The organism is Kitasatospora sp. NPDC056273 (genome assembly GCF_042268845.1).
In the GTDB taxonomy this organism is placed as follows: Bacteria; Actinomycetota; Actinomycetes; order Streptomycetales; family Streptomycetaceae; genus Kitasatospora.
The window spans coordinates 163,345-182,622 of sequence record NZ_JBHJSJ010000008.1 but is presented as its reverse complement, the minus strand read 5'-3'; the positions used below and the strand labels follow the sequence as shown (position 1 = coordinate 182,622).

The 19,278-nt window shown below is 72.7% G+C and carries 15 protein-coding genes; 9 read left to right on the top strand and 6 right to left on the bottom strand.

Annotated features, from left to right (window positions below):
- Nucleotides 1-48 precede the first annotated feature (48 nt).
- Entirely contained in the window at nucleotides 49-690 is a 642-nt protein-coding gene (locus ACFCY1_RS10470) for a hypothetical protein (RefSeq protein ID WP_375874170.1), read from the top strand.
- 60 nt (nucleotides 691-750) lie between these two features.
- Here ACFCY1_RS10470 and ACFCY1_RS10465 read toward each other — a convergent pair whose 3' ends face one another.
- On the bottom strand, nucleotides 751-1,425 hold the full coding sequence (locus ACFCY1_RS10465; protein ID WP_049659028.1) for a hemolysin III family protein: 675 nt from the start codon (nucleotides 1,423-1,425) through the stop codon (nucleotides 751-753).
- Between the two features lie 284 nt (nucleotides 1,426-1,709).
- Here ACFCY1_RS10465 and ACFCY1_RS10460 point away from each other — a divergent pair, with 284 nt between their 5' ends.
- Nucleotides 1,710-3,536 (top strand): phosphoenolpyruvate carboxykinase (GTP), encoded by a 1,827-nt coding sequence (locus tag ACFCY1_RS10460; RefSeq protein WP_049659026.1) that lies wholly within the window; start codon nucleotides 1,710-1,712, stop codon nucleotides 3,534-3,536.
- 191 nt (nucleotides 3,537-3,727) lie between these two features.
- Here ACFCY1_RS10460 and ACFCY1_RS10455 read toward each other — a convergent pair whose 3' ends face one another.
- Entirely contained in the window at nucleotides 3,728-4,942 is a 1,215-nt protein-coding gene (locus ACFCY1_RS10455) for a pyridoxal phosphate-dependent aminotransferase (protein ID WP_074001322.1), read from the bottom strand.
- Nucleotides 4,943-5,191: 249 nt separating this feature from the next.
- On the opposite strand from ACFCY1_RS10455, the gene ACFCY1_RS10450 reads away from it, so the two are divergent.
- Nucleotides 5,192-5,911, top strand: coding sequence for a hypothetical protein (locus ACFCY1_RS10450; RefSeq protein ID WP_079271861.1), 720 nt, complete (start codon nucleotides 5,192-5,194; stop codon nucleotides 5,909-5,911).
- A gap of 242 nt (nucleotides 5,912-6,153) precedes the next feature.
- On the opposite strand, the gene ACFCY1_RS10445 is transcribed toward ACFCY1_RS10450, so the two are convergent.
- Complete coding sequence (locus tag ACFCY1_RS10445) at nucleotides 6,154-7,767, bottom strand: chitinase (protein ID WP_074001323.1); 1,614 nt, start codon at nucleotides 7,765-7,767, stop codon at nucleotides 6,154-6,156.
- A gap of 399 nt (nucleotides 7,768-8,166) precedes the next feature.
- Here ACFCY1_RS10445 and ACFCY1_RS10440 point away from each other — a divergent pair, with 399 nt between their 5' ends.
- The 4 genes from ACFCY1_RS10440 (at nucleotide 8,167) to ACFCY1_RS10425 (ending at nucleotide 13,925) form a co-directional block, all read left to right on the top strand.
- The gene (locus tag ACFCY1_RS10440; RefSeq protein WP_181970663.1) at nucleotides 8,167-8,961 is read left to right on the top strand and encodes an isoprenyl transferase; all 795 of its coding nucleotides are present in this window, start codon (nucleotides 8,167-8,169) and stop codon (nucleotides 8,959-8,961) included.
- A 330-nt stretch (nucleotides 8,962-9,291) separates the two neighbouring features.
- Nucleotides 9,292-10,626 (top strand): PhoH family protein, encoded by a 1,335-nt coding sequence (locus tag ACFCY1_RS10435; RefSeq protein ID WP_049657856.1) that lies wholly within the window; start codon nucleotides 9,292-9,294, stop codon nucleotides 10,624-10,626.
- Nucleotides 10,627-11,057: 431 nt separating this feature from the next.
- Nucleotides 11,058-11,816 (top strand): transglycosylase SLT domain-containing protein, encoded by a 759-nt coding sequence (locus ACFCY1_RS10430; protein WP_181970664.1) that lies wholly within the window; start codon nucleotides 11,058-11,060, stop codon nucleotides 11,814-11,816.
- Between the two features lie 555 nt (nucleotides 11,817-12,371).
- Nucleotides 12,372-13,925: an AI-2E family transporter gene (locus tag ACFCY1_RS10425; protein ID WP_375874167.1), complete on the top strand. Its 1,554-nt coding sequence runs from the start codon at nucleotides 12,372-12,374 to the stop codon at nucleotides 13,923-13,925.
- Nucleotides 13,926-14,021: 96 nt separating this feature from the next.
- Here ACFCY1_RS10425 and ACFCY1_RS10420 read toward each other — a convergent pair whose 3' ends face one another.
- Together ACFCY1_RS10420 and ACFCY1_RS10415 are read right to left on the bottom strand one after the other, a co-directional pair.
- Nucleotides 14,022-14,564 carry an alkyl hydroperoxide reductase gene (locus ACFCY1_RS10420; RefSeq protein WP_049659817.1) on the bottom strand — a complete coding sequence of 181 codons (543 nt, stop codon included), beginning with the start codon at nucleotides 14,562-14,564 and terminating at the stop codon, nucleotides 14,022-14,024.
- Nucleotides 14,565-14,567: 3 nt separating this feature from the next.
- Entirely contained in the window at nucleotides 14,568-15,119 is a 552-nt protein-coding gene (locus tag ACFCY1_RS10415; RefSeq protein ID WP_049659815.1) for a peroxiredoxin, read from the bottom strand.
- Nucleotides 15,120-15,310: 191 nt separating this feature from the next.
- On the opposite strand from ACFCY1_RS10415, the gene ACFCY1_RS10410 reads away from it, so the two are divergent.
- Entirely contained in the window at nucleotides 15,311-16,261 is a 951-nt protein-coding gene (locus ACFCY1_RS10410; protein WP_082346232.1) for a LysR substrate-binding domain-containing protein, read from the top strand.
- A gap of 13 nt (nucleotides 16,262-16,274) precedes the next feature.
- Here ACFCY1_RS10410 and ACFCY1_RS10405 read toward each other — a convergent pair whose 3' ends face one another.
- Entirely contained in the window at nucleotides 16,275-16,934 is a 660-nt protein-coding gene (locus ACFCY1_RS10405; protein WP_074001327.1) for a TetR/AcrR family transcriptional regulator, read from the bottom strand.
- A 124-nt stretch (nucleotides 16,935-17,058) separates the two neighbouring features.
- On the opposite strand from ACFCY1_RS10405, the gene ACFCY1_RS10400 reads away from it, so the two are divergent.
- On the top strand, nucleotides 17,059-19,242 hold the full coding sequence (locus ACFCY1_RS10400) for an MMPL family transporter (protein ID WP_074001328.1): 2,184 nt from the start codon (nucleotides 17,059-17,061) through the stop codon (nucleotides 19,240-19,242).
- Nucleotides 19,243-19,278: the final 36 nt, after the last annotated feature.

The following is a 19,278-nucleotide window of genomic DNA, read 5'->3' as shown; positions in this document are numbered from 1 at the left end:
GGGCGGCGGGAGCCGACCACGAGCCCGGCACCGGGAAAGGGGACCGAGGTGGCCGACGCGGACGACAAGCAGATGAGCTCCCAGGTGTGGGGCTCGGCGGTGGTGGTGGGCTCTGCGCTGGCCGTGGTGGCGGCCTATCTGATCAAGGGTGCCCCACTGGTCCTGGCGGTCGCCGGGGTGGAGACCCTGCTGCTGATGGTCTACGTCGCCCGCCGCTGGCGCGCGATGCGCGGCGGCCCGGCCCCGGTGCGGCACCGTCCGCGCCGCGGCATCCCGGACGCCGCGCACTGCGAGCGCTGCCGCCGGGCCCGCGAGGCGCTGGACGCCCGGCAGGCGCGGGGCCGTGCGGTCGGCGCGGTGCGGTGGCCCGAGCCCGAGGCGCTCCCGGCGCCGGCCTGGCCGCCGCGCGAGCCCCACCGGGAGTCGCACGGGGAGCAGCACCACGCGCACGGCGGGCAGCAGCACCACGGGTACGGCGAGCAGCACCACGCGCACGGGCCGCTGCAGGATCCGGGCCCGCAGTCGGAGGCCGGCGCGGCCGACCACGCGGCCTACCCGCGCCGCCCGCAGCTCCGGGCCCCGTACGAGCGGCCCTGGACGGCGGAACGGGCGGCCGTCCGGTCCGTGGACCGTTCGACCGCCCGTCGGGGTGCGCCGGGATCGACCGGCCGTGCCGTGCGCCACCAGTGATCACCCGACCGGGCCGTACGCCACCGGTGGCCGACCGGCCGTGGCGTACGGCACCGGTGGTCACCCGGTGGTGCTGTAGGCCACCAGCGAGACGCCGACGTACTGGACGATGAACGCCCCCAGGGTGAAGGCGTGGAACACCTCGTGGAACCCGAACCAGCGCGGTGAGGGGTTGGGCCGCTTGAGCCCGTACACCACGCCGCCGATGCTGTAGAGCACCCCGCCGACGATCATCAGCACCAGGACGGCGACCCCGCCGGCGCGCAGGAAGTCCGGCAGGAAGAAGGCGGCGGCCCAGCCCAGCGCGAGGTACACCGGTGTGTACAGCCAGCGCGGCGCGCCGACCCAGAACACCCGGAACGCGATCCCGGCCAGCGCGCCGCCCCAGGCCACCCAGAGCAGGACCTGCTGGTCGGCGCCCTTGAGCAGCAGCATGGTGAACGGCGTGTAGGTGCCCGCGATGATCAGGAAGATGTTCGCGTGGTCCAGCCGGCGCAGTACGGCGTCCCCGCGCGGCCCCCAGTTGAAGCGGTGGTACACCGCGCTGACCCCGAACAGCAGCCAGGCGCTGACCGAGTAGATCGCGCAGGCGATCTTGGCGGGCGTGGAGTCGGCCAGGCAGATCAGCACGATCCCGGCGGCCACCGTGGCGGGGAACATTCCGGCGTGCAGCCAGCCGCGCCACTTCGGCTTGCTCTCCGTGAGTGCACTCTCCGCGAGCGCAGCAGCAGTCATGCGCAGCATGCTACCCGTTACCTACGGCTCCGTAGGTTACTCGCGCGTAGGAAGTGGCGATCGTCACTCTTAGACGTTTTGGAGTATTTGGAGTGTGGCGCCGCGCACTCCGTCGCGGGGTCGGTCGGCATGTTACCGATGGGTAATCATACTGGCTGTAGTAAAGGGTGCGTCAATTTCGACGCTTCGCCGCGTTCCGGCCTTGAGTCCGGAGCTACGCTGCAAGCACCCTCAGACCCCCGCGACGCCATCTCCACGCCGAGATGGCGTGAAACGGAGCGATCGTGTCGTACGAGATCTCTGCTCTCAGCGCATCCGCGCCCACCCGCCACAAGCAGCTGCTCGCTTGGGTGAGCGAGATCGCCGAGCTCACCCAGCCGGACCGCATCGAGTGGTGCGACGGCTCCGACGAGGAGTACCAGCGCCTCGCGGACCTGCTGGTGGCGCAGGGCACCTTCAAGAAGCTCAACGAGGAGAAGCGCCCCAACTCCTACTACGCCGCCTCGGACCCGTCCGACGTGGCGCGCGTGGAGGACCGCACCTTCATCTGCTCCGAGCAGGAGAAGGACGCCGGACCGACCAACCACTGGAAGGCCCCCGCCGAGATGCGGGAGATCTTCCAGGGCGAGCAGGGCCTCTTCCGCGGCGCGATGAAGGGCCGCACGATGTACGTCGTGCCCTTCTCGATGGGCCCGGTCGGTTCCCCGCTGGCCGCGTACGGCGTCGAGATCACCGACTCCGCCTACGTCGCCGTCTCGATGCGCGTGATGACCCGCATGGGTCAGGCCGTGCTGGACCAGCTCGGCGAGGACGGCGACTTCGTCAAGGCCGTGCACACCGTCGGCGCCCCGCTCGCCGAGGGCCAGGCGGACGTGCCGTGGCCGTGCAACAGCACCAAGTTCATCTCGCACTTCCCGGAGACCAAGGAGATCTGGTCCTTCGGCTCGGGCTACGGCGGCAACGCCCTGCTCGGCAAGAAGTGCTACGCGCTGCGCATCGCCTCGACCATGGCCCGCGACGAGGGCTGGCTGGCCGAGCACATGCTCATCCTGAAGCTCACCCCGCCGAGCGGCGAGGTCAAGTACGTCGCGGCGGCCTTCCCCTCGGCCTGCGGCAAGACCAACCTGGCCATGCTCCAGCCGACCGTCCCGGGCTGGAAGGTCGAGACGATCGGCGACGACATCGCCTGGATGCGCTTCGGCGCCGACGGCCGCCTGTACGCCATCAACCCCGAGGCCGGCTTCTTCGGCGTCGCCCCCGGCACCGGCGTGGACACCAACGCCAACGCCATCGAGACGCTCTGGGGCAACACCGTCTTCACCAACGTCGCCCTCACCGACGACGGCGACGTGTGGTGGGAGGGCCTCACCGACGAGCCCCCGGCGCACCTGACCGACTGGCGCGGCAACGACTGGACCCCCGAGTCCGGCACCCCGGCCGCCCACCCGAACGCCCGCTTCGCCGTCCCGGCCGCGCAGTGCCCGACCATCGCCCCGGAGTGGGAGGACCAGGCGGGCGTGCCGATCTCGGCGATCCTGTTCGGCGGCCGCCGCGCCACCGCCGTCCCGCTGGTGACCGAGTCCTTCGACTGGCAGCACGGCGTCTTCCTGGGCGCCAACATCGCCTCCGAGAAGACCGCCGCCGCCGAGGGCACCGTCGGCGAGCTGCGCCGCGACCCGTTCGCGATGCTGCCGTTCTGCGGCTACAACATGGGCGACTACTTCGCCCACTGGCTGAAGGTCGGCGCCCAGGCGGACGCCGCCAAGCTGCCGAAGATCTACTACGTCAACTGGTTCCGCAAGGACGCCGAGGGCAAGTTCGTCTGGCCCGGCTACGGCGAGAACAGCCGCGTGCTCAAGTGGATCGTCGAGCGCCTGGAGGGCACCGGCGAGGGCGTCGAGACCCCGATCGGCGTGCTGCCGACCGTCGAGGGCTTCGACCTCGGCGACCTGGACCTCTCCAAGGAGGACCTCGACCTGCTCTTCACCGTGGACGCCGACATCTGGCGCCAGGAGGCCGCGCTCGTGCCGGCCCACCTGGAGACCTTCGGCGACCACACCCCGAAGGAGCTGTGGGACGAGTACCGGAACCTCGTCGCGCGCCTCGGCTGAGCCTGAGCCTCAGCCGCGGTAGCGGCGGGGCGCGCGGCACGAACCGCGCGCCCCGCCGAGCGGCAGGACGGCCGGAGTTCCGCCGGGCGATTTTCCCCCGACCAAGGAGATCGCCCGGGCCGGAACTCCGGCCGTAGTGTTTTTCCGGGAGCCGTCCCGGGAGCCGTTCCGGGTGTCGTCGGGCCCGGTGGCTACGGCTGGACGTAGCCGCTCAGGAAGTCGCCGATCCGGGTCACCGCGTCGGTGATCTCCTCCGGCCGGGGCAGCGTGACCAGCCGGAAGTGGTCCGGCTCGGGCCAGTTGAAGCCGGTGCCCTGGACCAGCAGGATGCGCTGGGAGCGCAGCAGGTCGAGCACCATCCGGGCGTCGTCCTTGATCTTGTGGACCTTGGGGTCCAGCCGGGGGAAGGCGTACAGCGCGCCCTTGGGCTTGACGCAGCTGACCCCGGGGATGTCGTTGAGCAGCTTGTACGCGGCGTCGCGCGAGGCGTGCAGCCGGCCGCCGGGCAGCACCAGGTCGCGGATCGACTGCCGCCCGCCGAGCGCGGCGGCCACCGCGTGCTGGGCCGGCATGTTGGCGCAGAGCCGCATCGAGGCGAGCACGGTCAGGCCCTCGATGTAGCTGCGGGCCCGGTGCCGGTCGCCGGACAGCACCATCCAGCCGGAGCGGAAGCCCGCGACCCGGTACGCCTTGGACAGCCCGTTGAAGGTGACGCAGAAGAGGTCCGGGGCCAGGGTGGCCAGCGGGACGTGCTCGGCGTCGTCGTAGAGGATCTTGTCGTAGATCTCGTCCGCGTAGACCACCAGGTCGTGCCGGCGGGCGATCTCGGCGATGCCCTCCAGCACCTCGCGCGGGTAGACCGCGCCGGTCGGGTTGTTCGGGTTGATCACCACGATGGCCCTGGTGCGGTCGGTGACCTTGGCCTCGATGTCGGCGAGGTCCGGGTACCACTCGGACTGCTCGTCGCAGCGGTAGTGCACGGCGGTGCCGCCGGCCAGCGAGACCGAGGCGGTCCACAGCGGGTAGTCCGGGGCCGGGACGAGCACCTCGTCGCCGTCGTCCAGCAGCGCGGTCATGGCCAGCTGGATCAGTTCGGAGACGCCGTTGCCGAGGAAGACGTCATCGACGGAGAGGCCGTGCAGCCCGCGGTCCTCGTAGTGCATGACCACCGCGCGGCGGGCGGAGAGCAGGCCCTTGGAGTCGCCGTAGCCGTGCGCGGTGGCGAGGTTGCGCAGGATGTCCTGGAGGATCTCCGGGGGCGCCTCGAAACCGAAGGTGGCCGGGTTGCCGGTGTTGAGCTTGAGGATGCGGTGGCCCTGTTCCTCCAGCCGCATCGCCTCGTCGAGTACCGGTCCGCGGATGTCGTAGCAGACATTGGCGAGCTTGCTGGACTGGATGACCTGCATGTCCGCCTACTTTAGGGGTACGGAGGGGCCGTGCGGCGGGTCTCCGCGGGGGTGCTTCGGAGGGTCGGAACGGCCCCCTTGGATCGGCAGGCGAGGGCGGCGGGCGGCCTTGTGAACCGGCAGTCGAATGTCCGGAATGCTCCTGTATGCGAGGAGCGCCGCCGCGCCGTTCCGTGGAACGAGACGGACGGCACACGCCCGGCGCGGGAGGATGTGGCCGGTCGTGTCGGTCGAGGAGGGGGTGCGCCGGTGGTCCCGGTCGTGGTCGCGGCGGTGCTGGTCGGTCTCCTGGCGGCTCCGCCGCTGCGCGGGCGGATCGCCCGCTTCGCGGTGCCGGAGGGCGAGCCCTGGTGCGAGGCCTGCCCGTCCTGCGGGCGCGCGGTGCGGCTGCTGCCGCCGACCGGGCGCTGCCCGGGCTGCCGGGAGCGGCTGGGCGCCGGCCCCTGGACGGTGGAGGCGGTCGCGGCGGCGGTCGCGGTCGCGGTGGCGTACGCGGCGGACCGCCTGGTGGTGGTGACCCTGGCCCTGGGCTGGGCGGCGGCGCTCGGCGTGGCGCTCGGCTTCGTCGACGCGCGGGTGCGCCGGCTGCCGTACGGGCTGACCGTGCCGCTGCTCGGCGGGGTGGCGGCGCTGCTGCTGGTCGCGGCGCAGGCCGAGCGGGACCCGGGTGCGCTGCTGCGCTGCCTGCTGGTCGCGCTGGCGGTCGGGGGCGTGCTCGAACTGGCCGTCTGGCTGGGTGCGTTGGGCCCCGGGGACTCCCCGCTCGGGCTCGCCCTGGGCGGGCTGCTCGGCTGGTTCGGCTGGTCGGTGGCGCTCGGCGGGCTGTTCGCCGCGATGGTGCTCGCCGGGCTGTGGGGCACCCTGCGGGCCGCCGCCGCGCTGGCCCGCCGCCGCCCGGTGCGCGGGCTCGACCTCCCGGTCGGCCCGTTCCTGCTGCTCGGCGCGCTCACCGCGGTCCTGGCGCGGTGAGCGGAGCCGTACCAGGCGACGACCGGGAGCCGCCCCGGCCTCCGGTCCACCCCGCTCCCGGCCCCCGGAGGACCCCGCCACCGCCCCCGCCGGACCCCGTCCCTAATAGAGGGGACAGGGGAAACGGAAGGGCCCGCCGTACCGGTCGGTACGACGGGCCCCGCCGCCGACGCGCAGGCCCCACCCTCAAGGAGCGGCGCGCCGGGGGAGTTGGGCTCTAGGGGGTCACGGCCTCCCGGCCGTCACGGCATCTTGTGGACGAACGGGCCGACCGTGTTGGAGAACGCGTTGCCGTTGTTGGCGTCCCAGTTGGTCGACCAGGTCATCGCGCCGCGGATGGTCGGCCACTTGGCCGGCGGCACGAAGCTGCCGCAGTTGTTACCGGTGGCCAGGCAGTCCAGCGCGTTGTTCACCACGGTCGGCGAGACGTAGCCGCCGCCCGCCGCCCGGCTGGAGGCCGGGACGCCGATGCCGACCTGGTCCGGCCGCAGGCCGCCCTGGATCTGGGTGCAGACCTGCGCGGTGATGAAGTCGATGGTGCCCTGGTTGTAGACCTTGCCGTCGCAGCCGTTCATGCCGCCCGAGTTGTAGAACTGGGTGTTGACGACGGTGAGGATGTCCTTGGTCTTCAGCGCCAGCTGGAAGTAGGCGCCGGAGGTGTTGTACATCCCGATGGTCTCGGGGGCCATGGTCAGGACGAAGCCGGGGCCGACCTTGGCCTGCAGGGCGTGCAGCGCGTCGCCGAGCGGGCCGGCCTGGACGCCGTTCTCCAGGTCGACGTCGATGCCGTCGAAGCCGTAGTCCTTGATGATCGCGTAGGCGCTGTTGGTGAAGTTGGCGCCGGCGGTGGCGTCCCCGACGGTGATCGCGCCGTTCTGGCCGCCGATGGAGAGGATGACCTTCTTGCCGGCCGCCTGCTTGGCCTTGACGTCGGCGCGGAACTGGGCGTCGGTGTAGCCGCCGAGGGCCTTGGACAGGCCCGGGTCCAGGGTGAAGCTGATCGCGCCGGTCCTGGTCGGCACGGCATCGGCGAAGGACACCGCGATGATGTCGTACGCGCTCTGGACGTCGCTCAGCCGCTGCGCGGTCGAGCCGTTGTCGAAGTTCTGCCAGTAGCCGGTGACCGCGTGGGCGGGCAGGCCGGTGACCGGCGGGGTGGTGCTGGTCGGCGTGGCGGTGGGGGTCGCCGTCGGGGTCTGGGTGGGCGTCCCGGTGGGGGTCGGGGTCGCCGTCTGGGTGGGCGTCGCGGTGGCCGTGGGGGAGGCGGTGGCCGTCGGCGTCGGGGTCGGCGTGGGGGTCGCGGTCGGCGACGGGGTGCCGGTGCCGCCGGGGCCGACCAGTGCGACGTCGTCGGCGAGGTAGGCGCTCTGGCCGTACCAGCCGTGCAGGTAGACGGTGACGCTGGTGGCGTTCGCCCCGGTGGTGAAGGTGGTGGACAGCTGGTTCCAACTGTTCTGGTTCGACCACACGGACGGGTCGGTGCCGCCGGTGCCGCGCGCGCCGAGGTAGACGTACGGGCCCTGGACCCACGCGCTCAGCGTGTAGCTGGTGTTGGGCAGCACGCTGATGGTCTGGGCGCACTCGGCGGTGTCGCCGGCGCCCGGGGTGGCCTGGAGCGCGCCGGTGCCGGAGTGGACCGGGGAGGACACCGTGGTCGCGGCGCCGGTGCAGGTCCAGCCGCCGAGCCCGCCGTCGAAGCCGCCGTTGGCGACCAGGTTGCCGACCGCCGCGCTGGCACCGCCGGCGAAGAGGGCGAGGCCGCCGCCGGCCAGGGCGAGGGCGGTGGCGCCGGCCGCGACGGCCGGGAGGGGGCTGCGCCGGCGCTTGTGCGAAGGCTGGTTCAGCGTACGGGCCATGGGGTGACGCTCCTGGGGGAGGAGCGGCCGCCGCGGTGGGGGGCGCGGCGGCCGCGTGTGGGGGAGGGGAGGTCCGAAGTGAGCCTGCGGGGCGGAGCAGGAGGATCGTTCCGTCCCGGATCAAAAGCTGGACTAGACCATTGCTGGTCGTCAAGCATCGGAAGAACGGCTTACGGTTCCGTTAAGGATTCGGAGACCGTTCCGTGTCCGCGCCCCGGAGGCCCCGCGGCGGCCCCGCCACCCGTCCGGAGGACCCCCGACACGCCCGTCGGGACAGACTTCGTACAGGACCGTGACCAGACCGCTACCTGCGGCTTTACTGTGCACCTGCGCGCCGGAGTAGGCTGCGCCGGGGGCGGAGACGCACCAGTTGCAACGAGCACGGAGGGGCCGGGAAACATGGGTCTGCGCGATGTCGCCGAACGGACGCCGGGGCTGCGCACCCTGCTCGGCGGGATGTACGGGCTCTACGGGCGACGGGTCGAGGTCCACCTCGCGAGCACCCCGCGTCACATCGGCGTGATCCTGGACGGCAACCGCCGCTGGGCCAAGGCGGCGGGCGGCTCCACCGCGTACGGCCACCAGCGCGGCGCCGACAAGATCAGCGAGTTCCTCGGCTGGTGCGACGAGACCCACGTCAAGGTCGTCACCCTCTGGATGCTCTCCACCGACAACCTGGACCGCCCGGCCGACGAGCTCGTCCCGCTGCTCGGCATCATCGAGGACGCCGTCACCGGCCTGGCCGCCGCCCGCCGCTGGCGGGTCAACCCGGTCGGCGCGCTGGACCTGCTGCCCCAGCACACCGCCGACGTGCTCAAGCGGGCCGCCGACCAGACCGCCGACATCGACGGGATAACGGTCAACGTCGCGGTCGGCTACGGCGGTCGGCACGAGATCGCCGACGCCGTCCGCTCGCTGCTCCAGGAGCAGGCCGGACGCGGCACCTCGATCGAGGAACTGGCCGAGGTCCTGACCGTCGAGCACATCGCCGAGCACCTGTACACCCGCAACCAGCCCGACCCGGACCTGATCATCCGCACCTCGGGCGAGCAGCGGCTGTCCGGCTTCCTGCTCTGGCAGAGCGCGCACAGCGAGTTCTACTTCTGCGAGGCGTACTGGCCGGCCTTCCGCAAGGTCGACTTCCTGCGCGCGCTGCGCGCCTACGAGCAGCGCCACCGGCGGCTGGGGCTGTAGTCCCGGATCGGCCGGTTCCGGCCCGGCGTCCCGGGGCCGGTGCCCCGCGTTCCCGGGGCCGGTGCCCCGCGCCCTCGGGGGCGGTGACCCCGTGTCCGGGGGCCGTCGTCCCAGGTCCGGCCGTCCGGAGGAAATGACCGCCGTAGGCCTGGCCTACCCGGCGCCCGGGCGAGGCCAAACGTTCACCGGCAATGATCCGTCAGTTCGCCGGGGGCGCGAATGCACCGTTCCCCGCCTGGGAATACTCCAGTCAGTCCGGTCCCGAGGCCACCGGGGCAGCGGGGGCCGGCTTGCCGCGGATGACGCAGGGTCATCCGCTCTGGAGGCCTAGTGGTCAGTTCCAAGAGCCGCCGGACACCAGACCGGCGCACGTACGTTCTCGACACCAGCGTGCTCCTGGCGGACCCGCTCGCCATGACCCGCTTCGAGGAGCACGAGGTCGTCCTCCCGGTGGTGGTCGTCACCGAGCTGGAGGCCAAGCGGCACCACCCGGAGCTGGGCTACTTCGCCCGCCAGGCGCTGCGGCTGCTCGACGACTACCGCATCCGGCACGGCCGGCTCGACGAGCCGATCCCGGTCGGCGAGCTCGGCGGCACCATCCGGGTCGAGCTCAACCACTCCGACGTGTCGATACTGCCGGTCGGCTACCGGGCCGGCGGCGGTGAGGCGGACACCCGGATCCTCGCGGTCGCCCGCAACCTCCAGGCCGAGGGCTACGACGTCACCGTCGTGTCCAAGGACCTGCCGCTGCGGATCAAGGCCAGTTCGGTGGGCCTGCTCGCGGAGGAGTACCGGGCCGAGCTGGCGATCACCTCGGGCTGGACGGGCATGACCGAGCTGCACGTCCCGGCCGATCAGGTGGACGCGCTCTTCTCGGTCGGCCACGACGCGGGGGTGGACGTCGACGGGGCCGCCGAGCTGCCGGTCCACACCGGACTGGTGCTGACCTCGGAGCGCGGCCGGGCGCTCGGCCGGGTCACCGGCGACGGCCGGGTGCGGCTGGTGCGCGGGGAGCGCGAGGCGTTCGGGCTGCGCGGGCGCAGCGCCGAGCAGCGGGTGGCGCTGGACCTGCTGCTCGACCCGGAGATCGGGATCGTCTCGATGGGCGGCCGGGCCGGCACCGGGAAGTCGGCGCTGGCGCTGTGCGCGGGGCTGGAAGCGGTGCTGGAGCGGAGGCAGCACCGCAAGGTGATGGTCTTCCGGCCGCTGTACGCGGTCGGCGGGCAGGAGCTGGGCTACCTGCCCGGTTCCGAGGCGGAGAAGATGGGCCCCTGGGCGCAGGCGGTCTTCGACACCCTCTCCGCCGTCACCACCCCGGACGTGATCGAGGAGGTCATCTCCCGCGGGATGCTGGAGGTGCTGCCGCTGACCCACATCCGGGGGCGCTCGCTGCACGACGCCTTCGTGATCGTGGACGAGGCGCAGTCGCTGGAGCGGAACGTCCTGCTGACGGTGCTGTCCCGGATCGGTCAGGGCTCGCGGGTGGTGCTCACCCACGACGTGGCGCAGCGGGACAACCTCCGGGTGGGCCGCTACGACGGCGTGGTGGCGGTGGTGGAGAAGCTGAAGGGTCATCCGCTCTTCGCCCACATCACGCTCACCCGCTCGGAGCGTTCGCCGATCGCGGCGCTGGTCACGGAGATGCTGGAGGACATCCACCCGTGATCCGCCCTCCGAGGGCATAGTCGGACAATACGGTCAACTCATGGCCGGGGGCCCGCTCCTGAGGGAGCGGGCCCCGTCCGTTTCATCACATCGAGTGCTTTCCGTCCGGGGAACTGCCATGCGGTGAATGTGACATGCGCCACGCGGGCGGGAATTGCGTCGACCGTACCCGGTGCGGCATGGTGAGGGTTCTGTCAGGCCCCGCGTACGGCGCGGCAGGGCTTCCGGCCACCGGAGGTCAGGCCCCGGAAGGTCCACCAACTCCGGTCGGTGGACGCACAATTGAAGAACGTTGAGCCGTACGCCGCCCGATTCCAACGCCTGGTCGACTCACCTCGGCCGGACGCCGGGCCAGCACCTCCCGTGACCAGTGCACCGTGCGGAGGTCAGTGTCAAGGGGCATGTTGCGCCCGTACGGTCACGCGTGGGCGATGCTGGAAGGAATCCATGTGACTCGGATCTCGGTCCGGGGAGTCGCTGTGGCCTCCGCCACCGCCGTCACCGCTGTCGGTGCCGTCGTGGGCATGGCCTCGGGCAGCGAGGGCAAGACGACGCAGACGGTCGACGTCGCGGGCGCGACCCTGCTTGCCGAAGTCCCCTCTGGCGCCCAGGCGCAGACCATCAGTGACAACATCGGCCAGCAGGCATCCGCCCAGCAGGCCTCCGCCGACGCCGCCGCCAAGGCCGCCGCGGAGCAGAAGGCCGCCGAGGAGGCCGCGCGCCAGCAGGCCGCCGCGGACGCCCAGGCGAAGGCCGACGCCCAGGCCAAGGCCGACGCGGAGAAGGCCGCCAAGGCCGCGGACGACAAGCGCAAGGCCGACGAGGCCGCCGCGAACCGTTCCAAGTCCCGCTCCGCGATGAGCGCGGTGGAGGACAGCGCGCCGCCCGTCTCGGTCAGCCCCGGCTCGGTCCAGGACCTGGCCCGGCAGATCGTCGGCAACGACGCGCAGTTCCAGTGCTTCAGCCAGATCGTGAAGCGCGAGAGCGGCTGGGACTACACCGCGACCAACAAGAGCTCCGGCGCCTACGGCCTGGTCCAGGCGCTGCCCGGCACCAAGATGGCCTCGGCCGGTGCCGACTGGCGCACCAACCCGGCCACCCAGATCAAGTGGGGCGTCGGCTACATGAACTCCCGCTACGGCAGCCCCTGCGGTGCGTGGTCGTTCTGGCAGGCGCACAACTGGTACTAGGAAACGGCTGCCGCTCCGGCGGCCCGGTTCCACCCGGCCCCCGGCCGTTCGCCCTCCTCGGGCGAGCGACCGGGGGCCGTGGCGTTCTCCGGCCAGGACGTTCTCCGGTTCGCGGCCAGGACGTTCTCCGGTTCGCGGCCAGGCCGTTCTCCGGCTCGGCGGTTCTCCGGTTCGCGGCGAGGGGGCGGACCGCGCCGCCCGGGCGGCGCTGACCAGTGCGCCCTCGGGCGGTGCGGCCCCGGTTGCGGACACGGGGCGCGGGGAGGGGTCCTGGTTGCTCCCCGCACCGGCCGGTCCGCCGGCGGTTGGCCGTGGGGCGACCTCGGCGGCTGGGCTCCGGGGTCTCGTCCCGACTCCTCCCCGGTGAACCGTGTCCGAAACCGTATGGAACCTTGCGTTTTGTCCGGTTCATCGGGATGGACGGTTCGAGTCGAACGGACCGGCGACCGGACTCGCCGCTGCTCCGGCGGGTAGCGTCATCCCTGACGGCCGCGGCAGGACCCGCGGCGTACCGCCGGACACGGCGGGTTCGGCAGGGGAGCGGTGGTAGCGAGGATGGCGCGGGGCGGAAAGGCCTTCAAGGCCGTGGCCAAGGGCATGGCCGTGGTGGCGAGCGCGGCCGCCGTGATCGAACGGCGCCGGCGTGCCGCGATGGCGGCCGACCCGCACGAACCGGCACTCCCGGCACTGGCCGAAGGGCCGGTGCCGGCGCTCGTGGACGGGCACGTCCCGGCACTCGTCGAGGCGCCGGGCCCCGTCCCCGTCCCGCGGGCCGTTCCGGTGCCGCAGGCCGACCCGGCCCCGGCGGCCGAGCCGGTCCCGCCGTCCGCCGCGCCGGCCCCGACGGCTCCGGCGGCCCAACCGGCCCCGGCCGCCCCGGCCGCGCACGTCGGGCTCGGGCGGGAGTACCACCCCGGCCGCCCGGCCACGCCCGCCGAGTCGGTGCCGTGGGGCCTGCGGGTGGCCGCCGAGTCGACCTGGCGGCTGCTGCTGCTCGGCGCCGCGCTCTACGTCGTCTTCTACGTGGTCGACATGCTGCGGCTGGTGGCCTTCTCGGTGCTGGCCTCGCTGCTGATCACCGCGCTGCTGGAGCCCTCGGTCTCCTGGCTGCGCCGGCACGGGGTGCCGCGCTCGCTGGCGGCGGGCGGGGTCTTCCTGAGTGGTCTGGCCGGGATCGGGCTGGTCGGCTGGTTCGTCGTCTGGCAGGTGTCGACCAACCTCTCGGACGTCACCACCCAGGTGAAGACCGGCGTCAACCAGCTGCGGGACTGGCTGGTCACCGGGCCGCTGCACCTGACCCAGCAGCAGATCACCGACTTCGCCAACCAGATCACCAAGGCCATCACCACCAACACCGATCAGCTCACCTCGGCCTCGATCACCGGCGCGCAGATCGCCGTCGAGGTGCTGACCGCGCTGCTGATGACCTTCTTCACCACCTTCTTCTTCCTCTACGACGGCGCGAAGATCTGGAACTGGGCGCTGCGCGGCCTGCCCCGGCACTCCCGGTTCGCGATGGCCGGGGCCGGCCCGAAGGCCTGGGCGACGCTCACCGCCTACGTGCGCGGCACGGTCTGCGTGGCCTTCATCGACGCGCTCTGCATCGGCATCGGCGTCGACCTGCTGGGCGTGCCGCTGGCGCTGCCGCTGGCCGTGATCATCTTCCTGGGCGCCTTCGTCCCACTGGTCGGCGCGCTGATCACCGGCACCGTGGCGGTGCTGATCGCGCTGGTCACCCAGGGGCCGTGGACGGCGCTGATGGTGCTGGTGGTGCTGGTCGCGGTGATGCAGGTGGAGAGCCACATCCTCCAGCCGCTGATCCTCGGCCGGGCCGTCCGGGTCCACCCGCTCGGCGTCGTCCTCGGCGTCGCGGCCGGCGGCATCATCGGCGGCATCGGCGGCGCGGTGGTCGCCGTCCCGCTGATCGCCGTCACCAACACCGTGGTCGCCCACCTGCGCCGTCGCAACGAGGCCGGCCAGGCCGTCTTCACCGCGCTCGAAGCCGCCCGTGAGGCCGCCGAGCGCACGGCGGGGCGCACGGCCGAACCCGCCGCCGAGCGCACCGCGGCCGCCCACCCCGCCCCGTCAGCCGCGCCCGCCACCGACTGACCCCCCGCCGTGCCGGGGCGACCGGTGCGGGAGAACGACGACGGGCCCCTCCCGGACATGGTGTCCGGGAGGGGCCCGTCGGGGTGCCGGGGTGCGTCAGGCGGTGACGTCCGCCAGGGCGGCCTCGGAGTCGAGGACGCCGGCCACGGCCTGGAGGACGGCGGCGATCTTCATCGAGGCCTGGACGACCTCGCGCTCGACGCCGGCCTTGCGCAGCACGGCCTCGTGCGAGTCGAGGCACTGGCCGCAGCCGTTGATGGCCGAGACCGCGAAGCACCAGAGCTCGAAGTCGACCTTCTCGACGCCCGGGGTGCCGATGATGTTCATCCGCAGACCGGCCCGCATCGTGCTGTACTCCTTGTCGGAGAGCAGGTGCAGCGTCCGGTAGTAGACGTTGTTCATCCCCATGATCGCGGCCGCGCCCTTGGCGGCGGTGTACGCCTCCGGGGAGAGGTTGGCCTTGGCCTCGGGCTCCAGCTCGCGCAGCAGGCCGGGGCTGCGGGTGGCCATCGCGCAGGACAGCACGGTGCCCCAGAGCTGCTGGGCGGGGAGGTCGGAGTTGCCGATGACCGAGCCCAGGTTGAGCTTGAGGTCCTTGGCGTAGTCCGGGAGGGCGGCCTTCAGGTCGTCGAGAGCCATGGGTCAGCCCGCCAGCAGGGCCTGGGCGTCGAGGGTGTCCTCGCCCTTGTTCCAGTTGCACGGGCACAGCTCGTCGGTCTGCAGGGCGTCCAGCACCCGCAGGACCTCCTTGGGGTTACGGCCGACGGAGCCGGCGGTGACCATGACGAACTGGATCTCGTTGTTCGGGTCGACGATGAAGACGGCGCGCTGGGCGGTGCCGTCCTCGCCCTCGACGCCGCAGGCGCGCATCAGCTCGTGCTTGATGTCGGCCAGCATCGGGAAGGGCAGGTCGCGCAGGTCCTTGTGGTCCTTGCGCCAGGCGTGGTGCACGAACTCGGAGTCGCCGGAGACGCCGAGGATCTGGGCGTCGCGGTCGGCGAACTCGTCGTTCAGCTTGCCGAACGCGGCGATCTCGGTCGGGCAGACGAAGGTGAAGTCCATCGGCCAGAAGAAGACGACCTTCCACTTGCCCTCGTAGGACTTGTGGTTGATGTCGGCGAAGGCGCTCGCGGCATCCAGGTCGACACAGGCCTTGAGGTCGAACTCGGGGAACTTGTCACCGATCGTGAGCACGTTCGCTTCTCCTGAAGTGAGATGAGGGGAGCTTTGTCCGGAATCCGGACACCGCTCACAGTTCCACATCGTGGACTGATCAGGGAAATAGCTACACTGGATGTGTCTGATCGGAGATTGTTATCAGTAACGAATCCCCCACGTCGCGGCCGGGTTCCCGCAGGAACGGCGGCACCAAGGCCGACCCGACTGTGGCGAGCGCCACAGTCCGCAGCCCGCGCACCCCGACCGTCGCCCAGCTGCGGGCCTTCGTCGCGGTGGCCGAGCACCGGCACTTCCGGGAGGCCGCCGCCGCCACCGGGACCAGCCAGCCCGCGCTGTCCGGGGCGGTCGCGGCGCTGGAGGAGTCGCTGGGCGCACAACTGGTCGAGCGTACGACGCGCAAGGTGATTGTCACCCCATTGGGGGAGCGCGTGCACCAGCACGCCCGCCGGGTGCTCGCCTCGCTGCAGGCCCTCACCGAGGAGGTCGAGGCCGCCCGCCGCCCGTTCACCGGGCCGTTGCACCTGGGCGTCATCCCGACCGTCGCGCCCTACCTGCTGCCCACCGTGCTGCGGCTGGTCCGCGACCGCTTCCCGGACCTGGAGCCGCACGTCCACGAGGAGCGCACCCCCTCGCTGCTGGAGGGCCTGGCCGCCGGCCGGCTGGACGTCCTGCTGCTCGCGCTGCCGGCCGGCGGGACCTCGCCGACCAGGGACATCCCGCTGTTCGACGAGGACTTCGTCCTGCTCACGCCGCCCACCCACCCGCTCGCCGGTCGGATCGACGTGCCGCGCGACGTGCTGCTCGACCTGGAGGTCCTGCTGCTGGAGGAGGGCCACTGCCTGCGCGACCAGGCGCTCGACATCTGCCGCGAGGTCGGCGCCGACCCGGCGGGCTCGACCACCCGGGCGGCCGGCCTGTCCACCCTGGTCCAGCTGGTCGCCGGCGGCCTCGGGGTGACCCTGCTGCCCGCCACCGCACTGGACGTCGAGGCCGGGCGCACCGACCGGCTGGCCGCCGTCCGCTTCGCCGCCCCGGCGCCCGGCCGCCGGATCGGGCTGGCCGTCCGGCCGGGCTCGGCCCGCAGCGCCGAGTACGAGCGCTTCGCGGCCGCGCTGCGCGAGGTGCTGGTCGAGCTGCCGGTCCGGATCGTGTCCTAGGGTCAGTCCCGGCTCAGAGCCCGTCCCGGTCCCCGTGCCAGCCCGGCTCGGGGCGGGCGGCCGGGGTGCCCAGGCAGAGCCCGACCGTCGTGGCGACCAGCAGCTCCAGCGCCTCCAGGGTGTCCGGGTCGGGCCGGTCGCCGGGGTTGCGCAGGGTCAGGTGGCGGGCCGTCAGGCCGTCGAAGCCGCCGAGGAAGTGGACGGCGATCCGGCGGGCGGGCAGTGCCAGGGTCAGGCCGTGGGCGGCCGCGAGGGCGTCGAGCATCTCGACGGCGGTGCCCTCGATGTCGTGCTGCATCTCCAGCATGATCTCCCGCATGTCCGGGTCGCGCAGCGCCAGCGCCCCGAACTCGCTCAGCAGCACGCAGTGCCCGTGCTCGCCGGTGGCGGCCTCCCAGAGCGCCTGCACCAGGGTGCGGACCTGCTCGCCGAACGCGCCGTCGCCCGGGGAGGCGGCGCGCACCTCGCCGACGAAGTCGGAGGTCAGCCGCTCGACGATCGCCCGGTAGAGGTCCTTCTTGGTGCCGAAGGTGTAGTGCACCGTCGCCTGCGCCACGCCCAGCTCGGCCGCGATCGCGCGGGTGCTGCCGGCCGCGATCCCCTCCCTGGTCATCAGGTCGATGGCGGCCTGGACCAGTTGCGGTCGGCGTTCGGAGGCGGGGACGTGTGCCATCCCGCCAGGGTAGCGCCATGGTCGGGCAACTGCGTCGCATGATCTTGTCGGTCAACTTTGTCACCCGACAAAGTTCGGTCTACGGTGGGACGCGACCTGCCCTGACCGACCCGAGGGACCGCCGATGGCCACGTACCTGTACCGACTGGGCCGCTTCTGCTTCCGGCGACGGCGGGCCGTCGTCGCCGTCTGGATCGCCCTGCTCATCGCCGTCGGCGGGGCCGCGGGCGCCTTCGCCGGCAAGACCACCGACGAGTTCAAGGTCCCGGGCACCGAGGCGCAGGCCACCCTGGACCGGATCAAGGACACCTTCCCGGCGCAGGGCCACGGCTCCGCGCAGGTCGTCTTCGCCGCCGGCGCCCCCGGCGGCATCGGGACGCCCGAGGCGGGCCGGGCGGTCGGCGAGGCCGTCGCCCGGATGGCCCAGGTGCCGGGCGTGGCCGCGGTGCCCGACCCGTACGCCACCGGCGCGCTCTCGCCGGACGGGAAGGTCGCGATCGCCCTGGTCTCCTTCGACCACAAGCTCGCCGACGTCACCGACGGGCAGCGCGAGGCCGTGAAGGCCGCCGCCGAGCCGGCCCGCGCGGCCGGCCTGGAGGTGGCCTTCGGCGGCGACGCCTACAACACCATGGCCCAGATCGAGGGCGCCAGCGAGGCGATCGGCCTGGTGGTGGCCGGGGTGGTCCTGGTGGTCACCCTCGGCACGCTGGTCGCCGCCGGGCTGCCGCTGCTGACCGCGCTGGTCGGCGTCGGCGTGACGATGGCCGGCCTGCTGGCGCTCACCGGCTCCTTCGAGATCATCACCACCGCGCCGGTGCTGGCCCTGATGGTCGGCCTCGCGGTCGGCATCGACTACGCGCTGTTCATCCTCTTCCGGTACCGCCGCCACCTGGACGAGGGCCTGGCGCCGGAGGAGGCCGCCGCCCGGGCCACCGCGACCGCCGGCAGCGCCGTCGTCTTCGCCGGTCTGACCGTGGTCGTCGCGCTCGCCGGGCTCTCCGTCGCGGGCGTCCCCTTCCTCACCGTGATGGGCCTGGCCGCCTCCGCGGCCGTCGTGGTGGCCGTCCTGGTCGCGATCACGCTGCTGCCCGCCGTGCTGGGCTTCACCGGCCGGGCCATCGACCGGCTGCCGGTCTGGAAGCGGGCCCTGGCCACCAACGGCCGCACCACCCTGGGCGAGCGCTGGGGCCGCTTCGTGGTCCGCCGCCCGCTGCCCGTCCTGCTGGTCGGGCTGGCCGGACTGGGCGCCCTGGCGGTGCCCGCCGCGAGCCTGAACCTCGGCCTGCCGAGCGGCGGTTCGCAGGCCGCCGGGACGGACGCGCGCAAGGCGTACGACCTGGTGGGCGAGGCCTTCGGGCCGGGCTTCAACGCGCCGCTGGTGGTCGTGGTGGACGCCCACGGCGCGCCGCGGCCCGAGCAGGCGGTGCAGGGCGTGGCCGCGAAGCTCCAGACCCTCGACGGCGTGGCGACGCTGCTGCCGCCGACCGTCGACCAGGCGAGCGGCACCGCGCTGGTGACCGTCATCCCGCGGACCGGCCCGGACCACGAGGACACCAAGGCGCTGGTCAACGAGATCCGCGGCCAGAAGGCGGAGCTCAGGGCGGCGACCGGCGCGGACATCGCCGTCACCGGCACCACCGCCGCCAACATCGACGTCTCCACCAAGCTCGGCCAGGCGCTGCCGCCGTTCCTCGCGGTGATCGTCGGGATCGCGCTGGTGCTGCTGGCGCTGGCGTTCCGCTCGGTGCTCGTCCCGCTCAAGGCGGTGGCCGGCTTCCTGCTCAGCATCACCGCCTCGCTCGGCGCGGTGGTCGCGGTCTACCAGTGGGGCTGGCTGGACGGGCTGATCGACGTGCCCAAGGTCGGGCCGGTGGTGAGCTTCGTGCCGATCCTGCTGATCGGCGTGCTGTTCGGACTGGCGATGGACTACGAGCTGTTCCTGGTCTCCGGGATGAAGGAGCAGCACGTCCACGGGGCGGCGCCGCGCGAGGCGGTCGTCGGCGGGGTGAAGAACGGGGCCCGGGTGGTCACGGCGGCCGCGCTGATCATGGTGGCGGTGTTCGGCTCGTTCGTCTTCGGCCACGACCCGATCGTCCAGCCGATCGGCTTCGCCCTCGCGGTGGGCGTGCTGGTGGACGCCTTCGTGGTGCGGATGGCGCTGGTGCCGGCCGCGATGGCGCTGTTCGGCCGGGCCGCCTGGTGGTTCCCGAAGCGGCTGGAGAAGGTCGTGCCGAAGGTCGACATGGAGGGCGAGCAGCTGATCGCCGAGCTGGAGAAGGGGCCGGCGCGGGAGCCCGCCCGGGTCTGAGACCCGGGGGCAGGTCCGGGCGTCCGGCGGGACCCG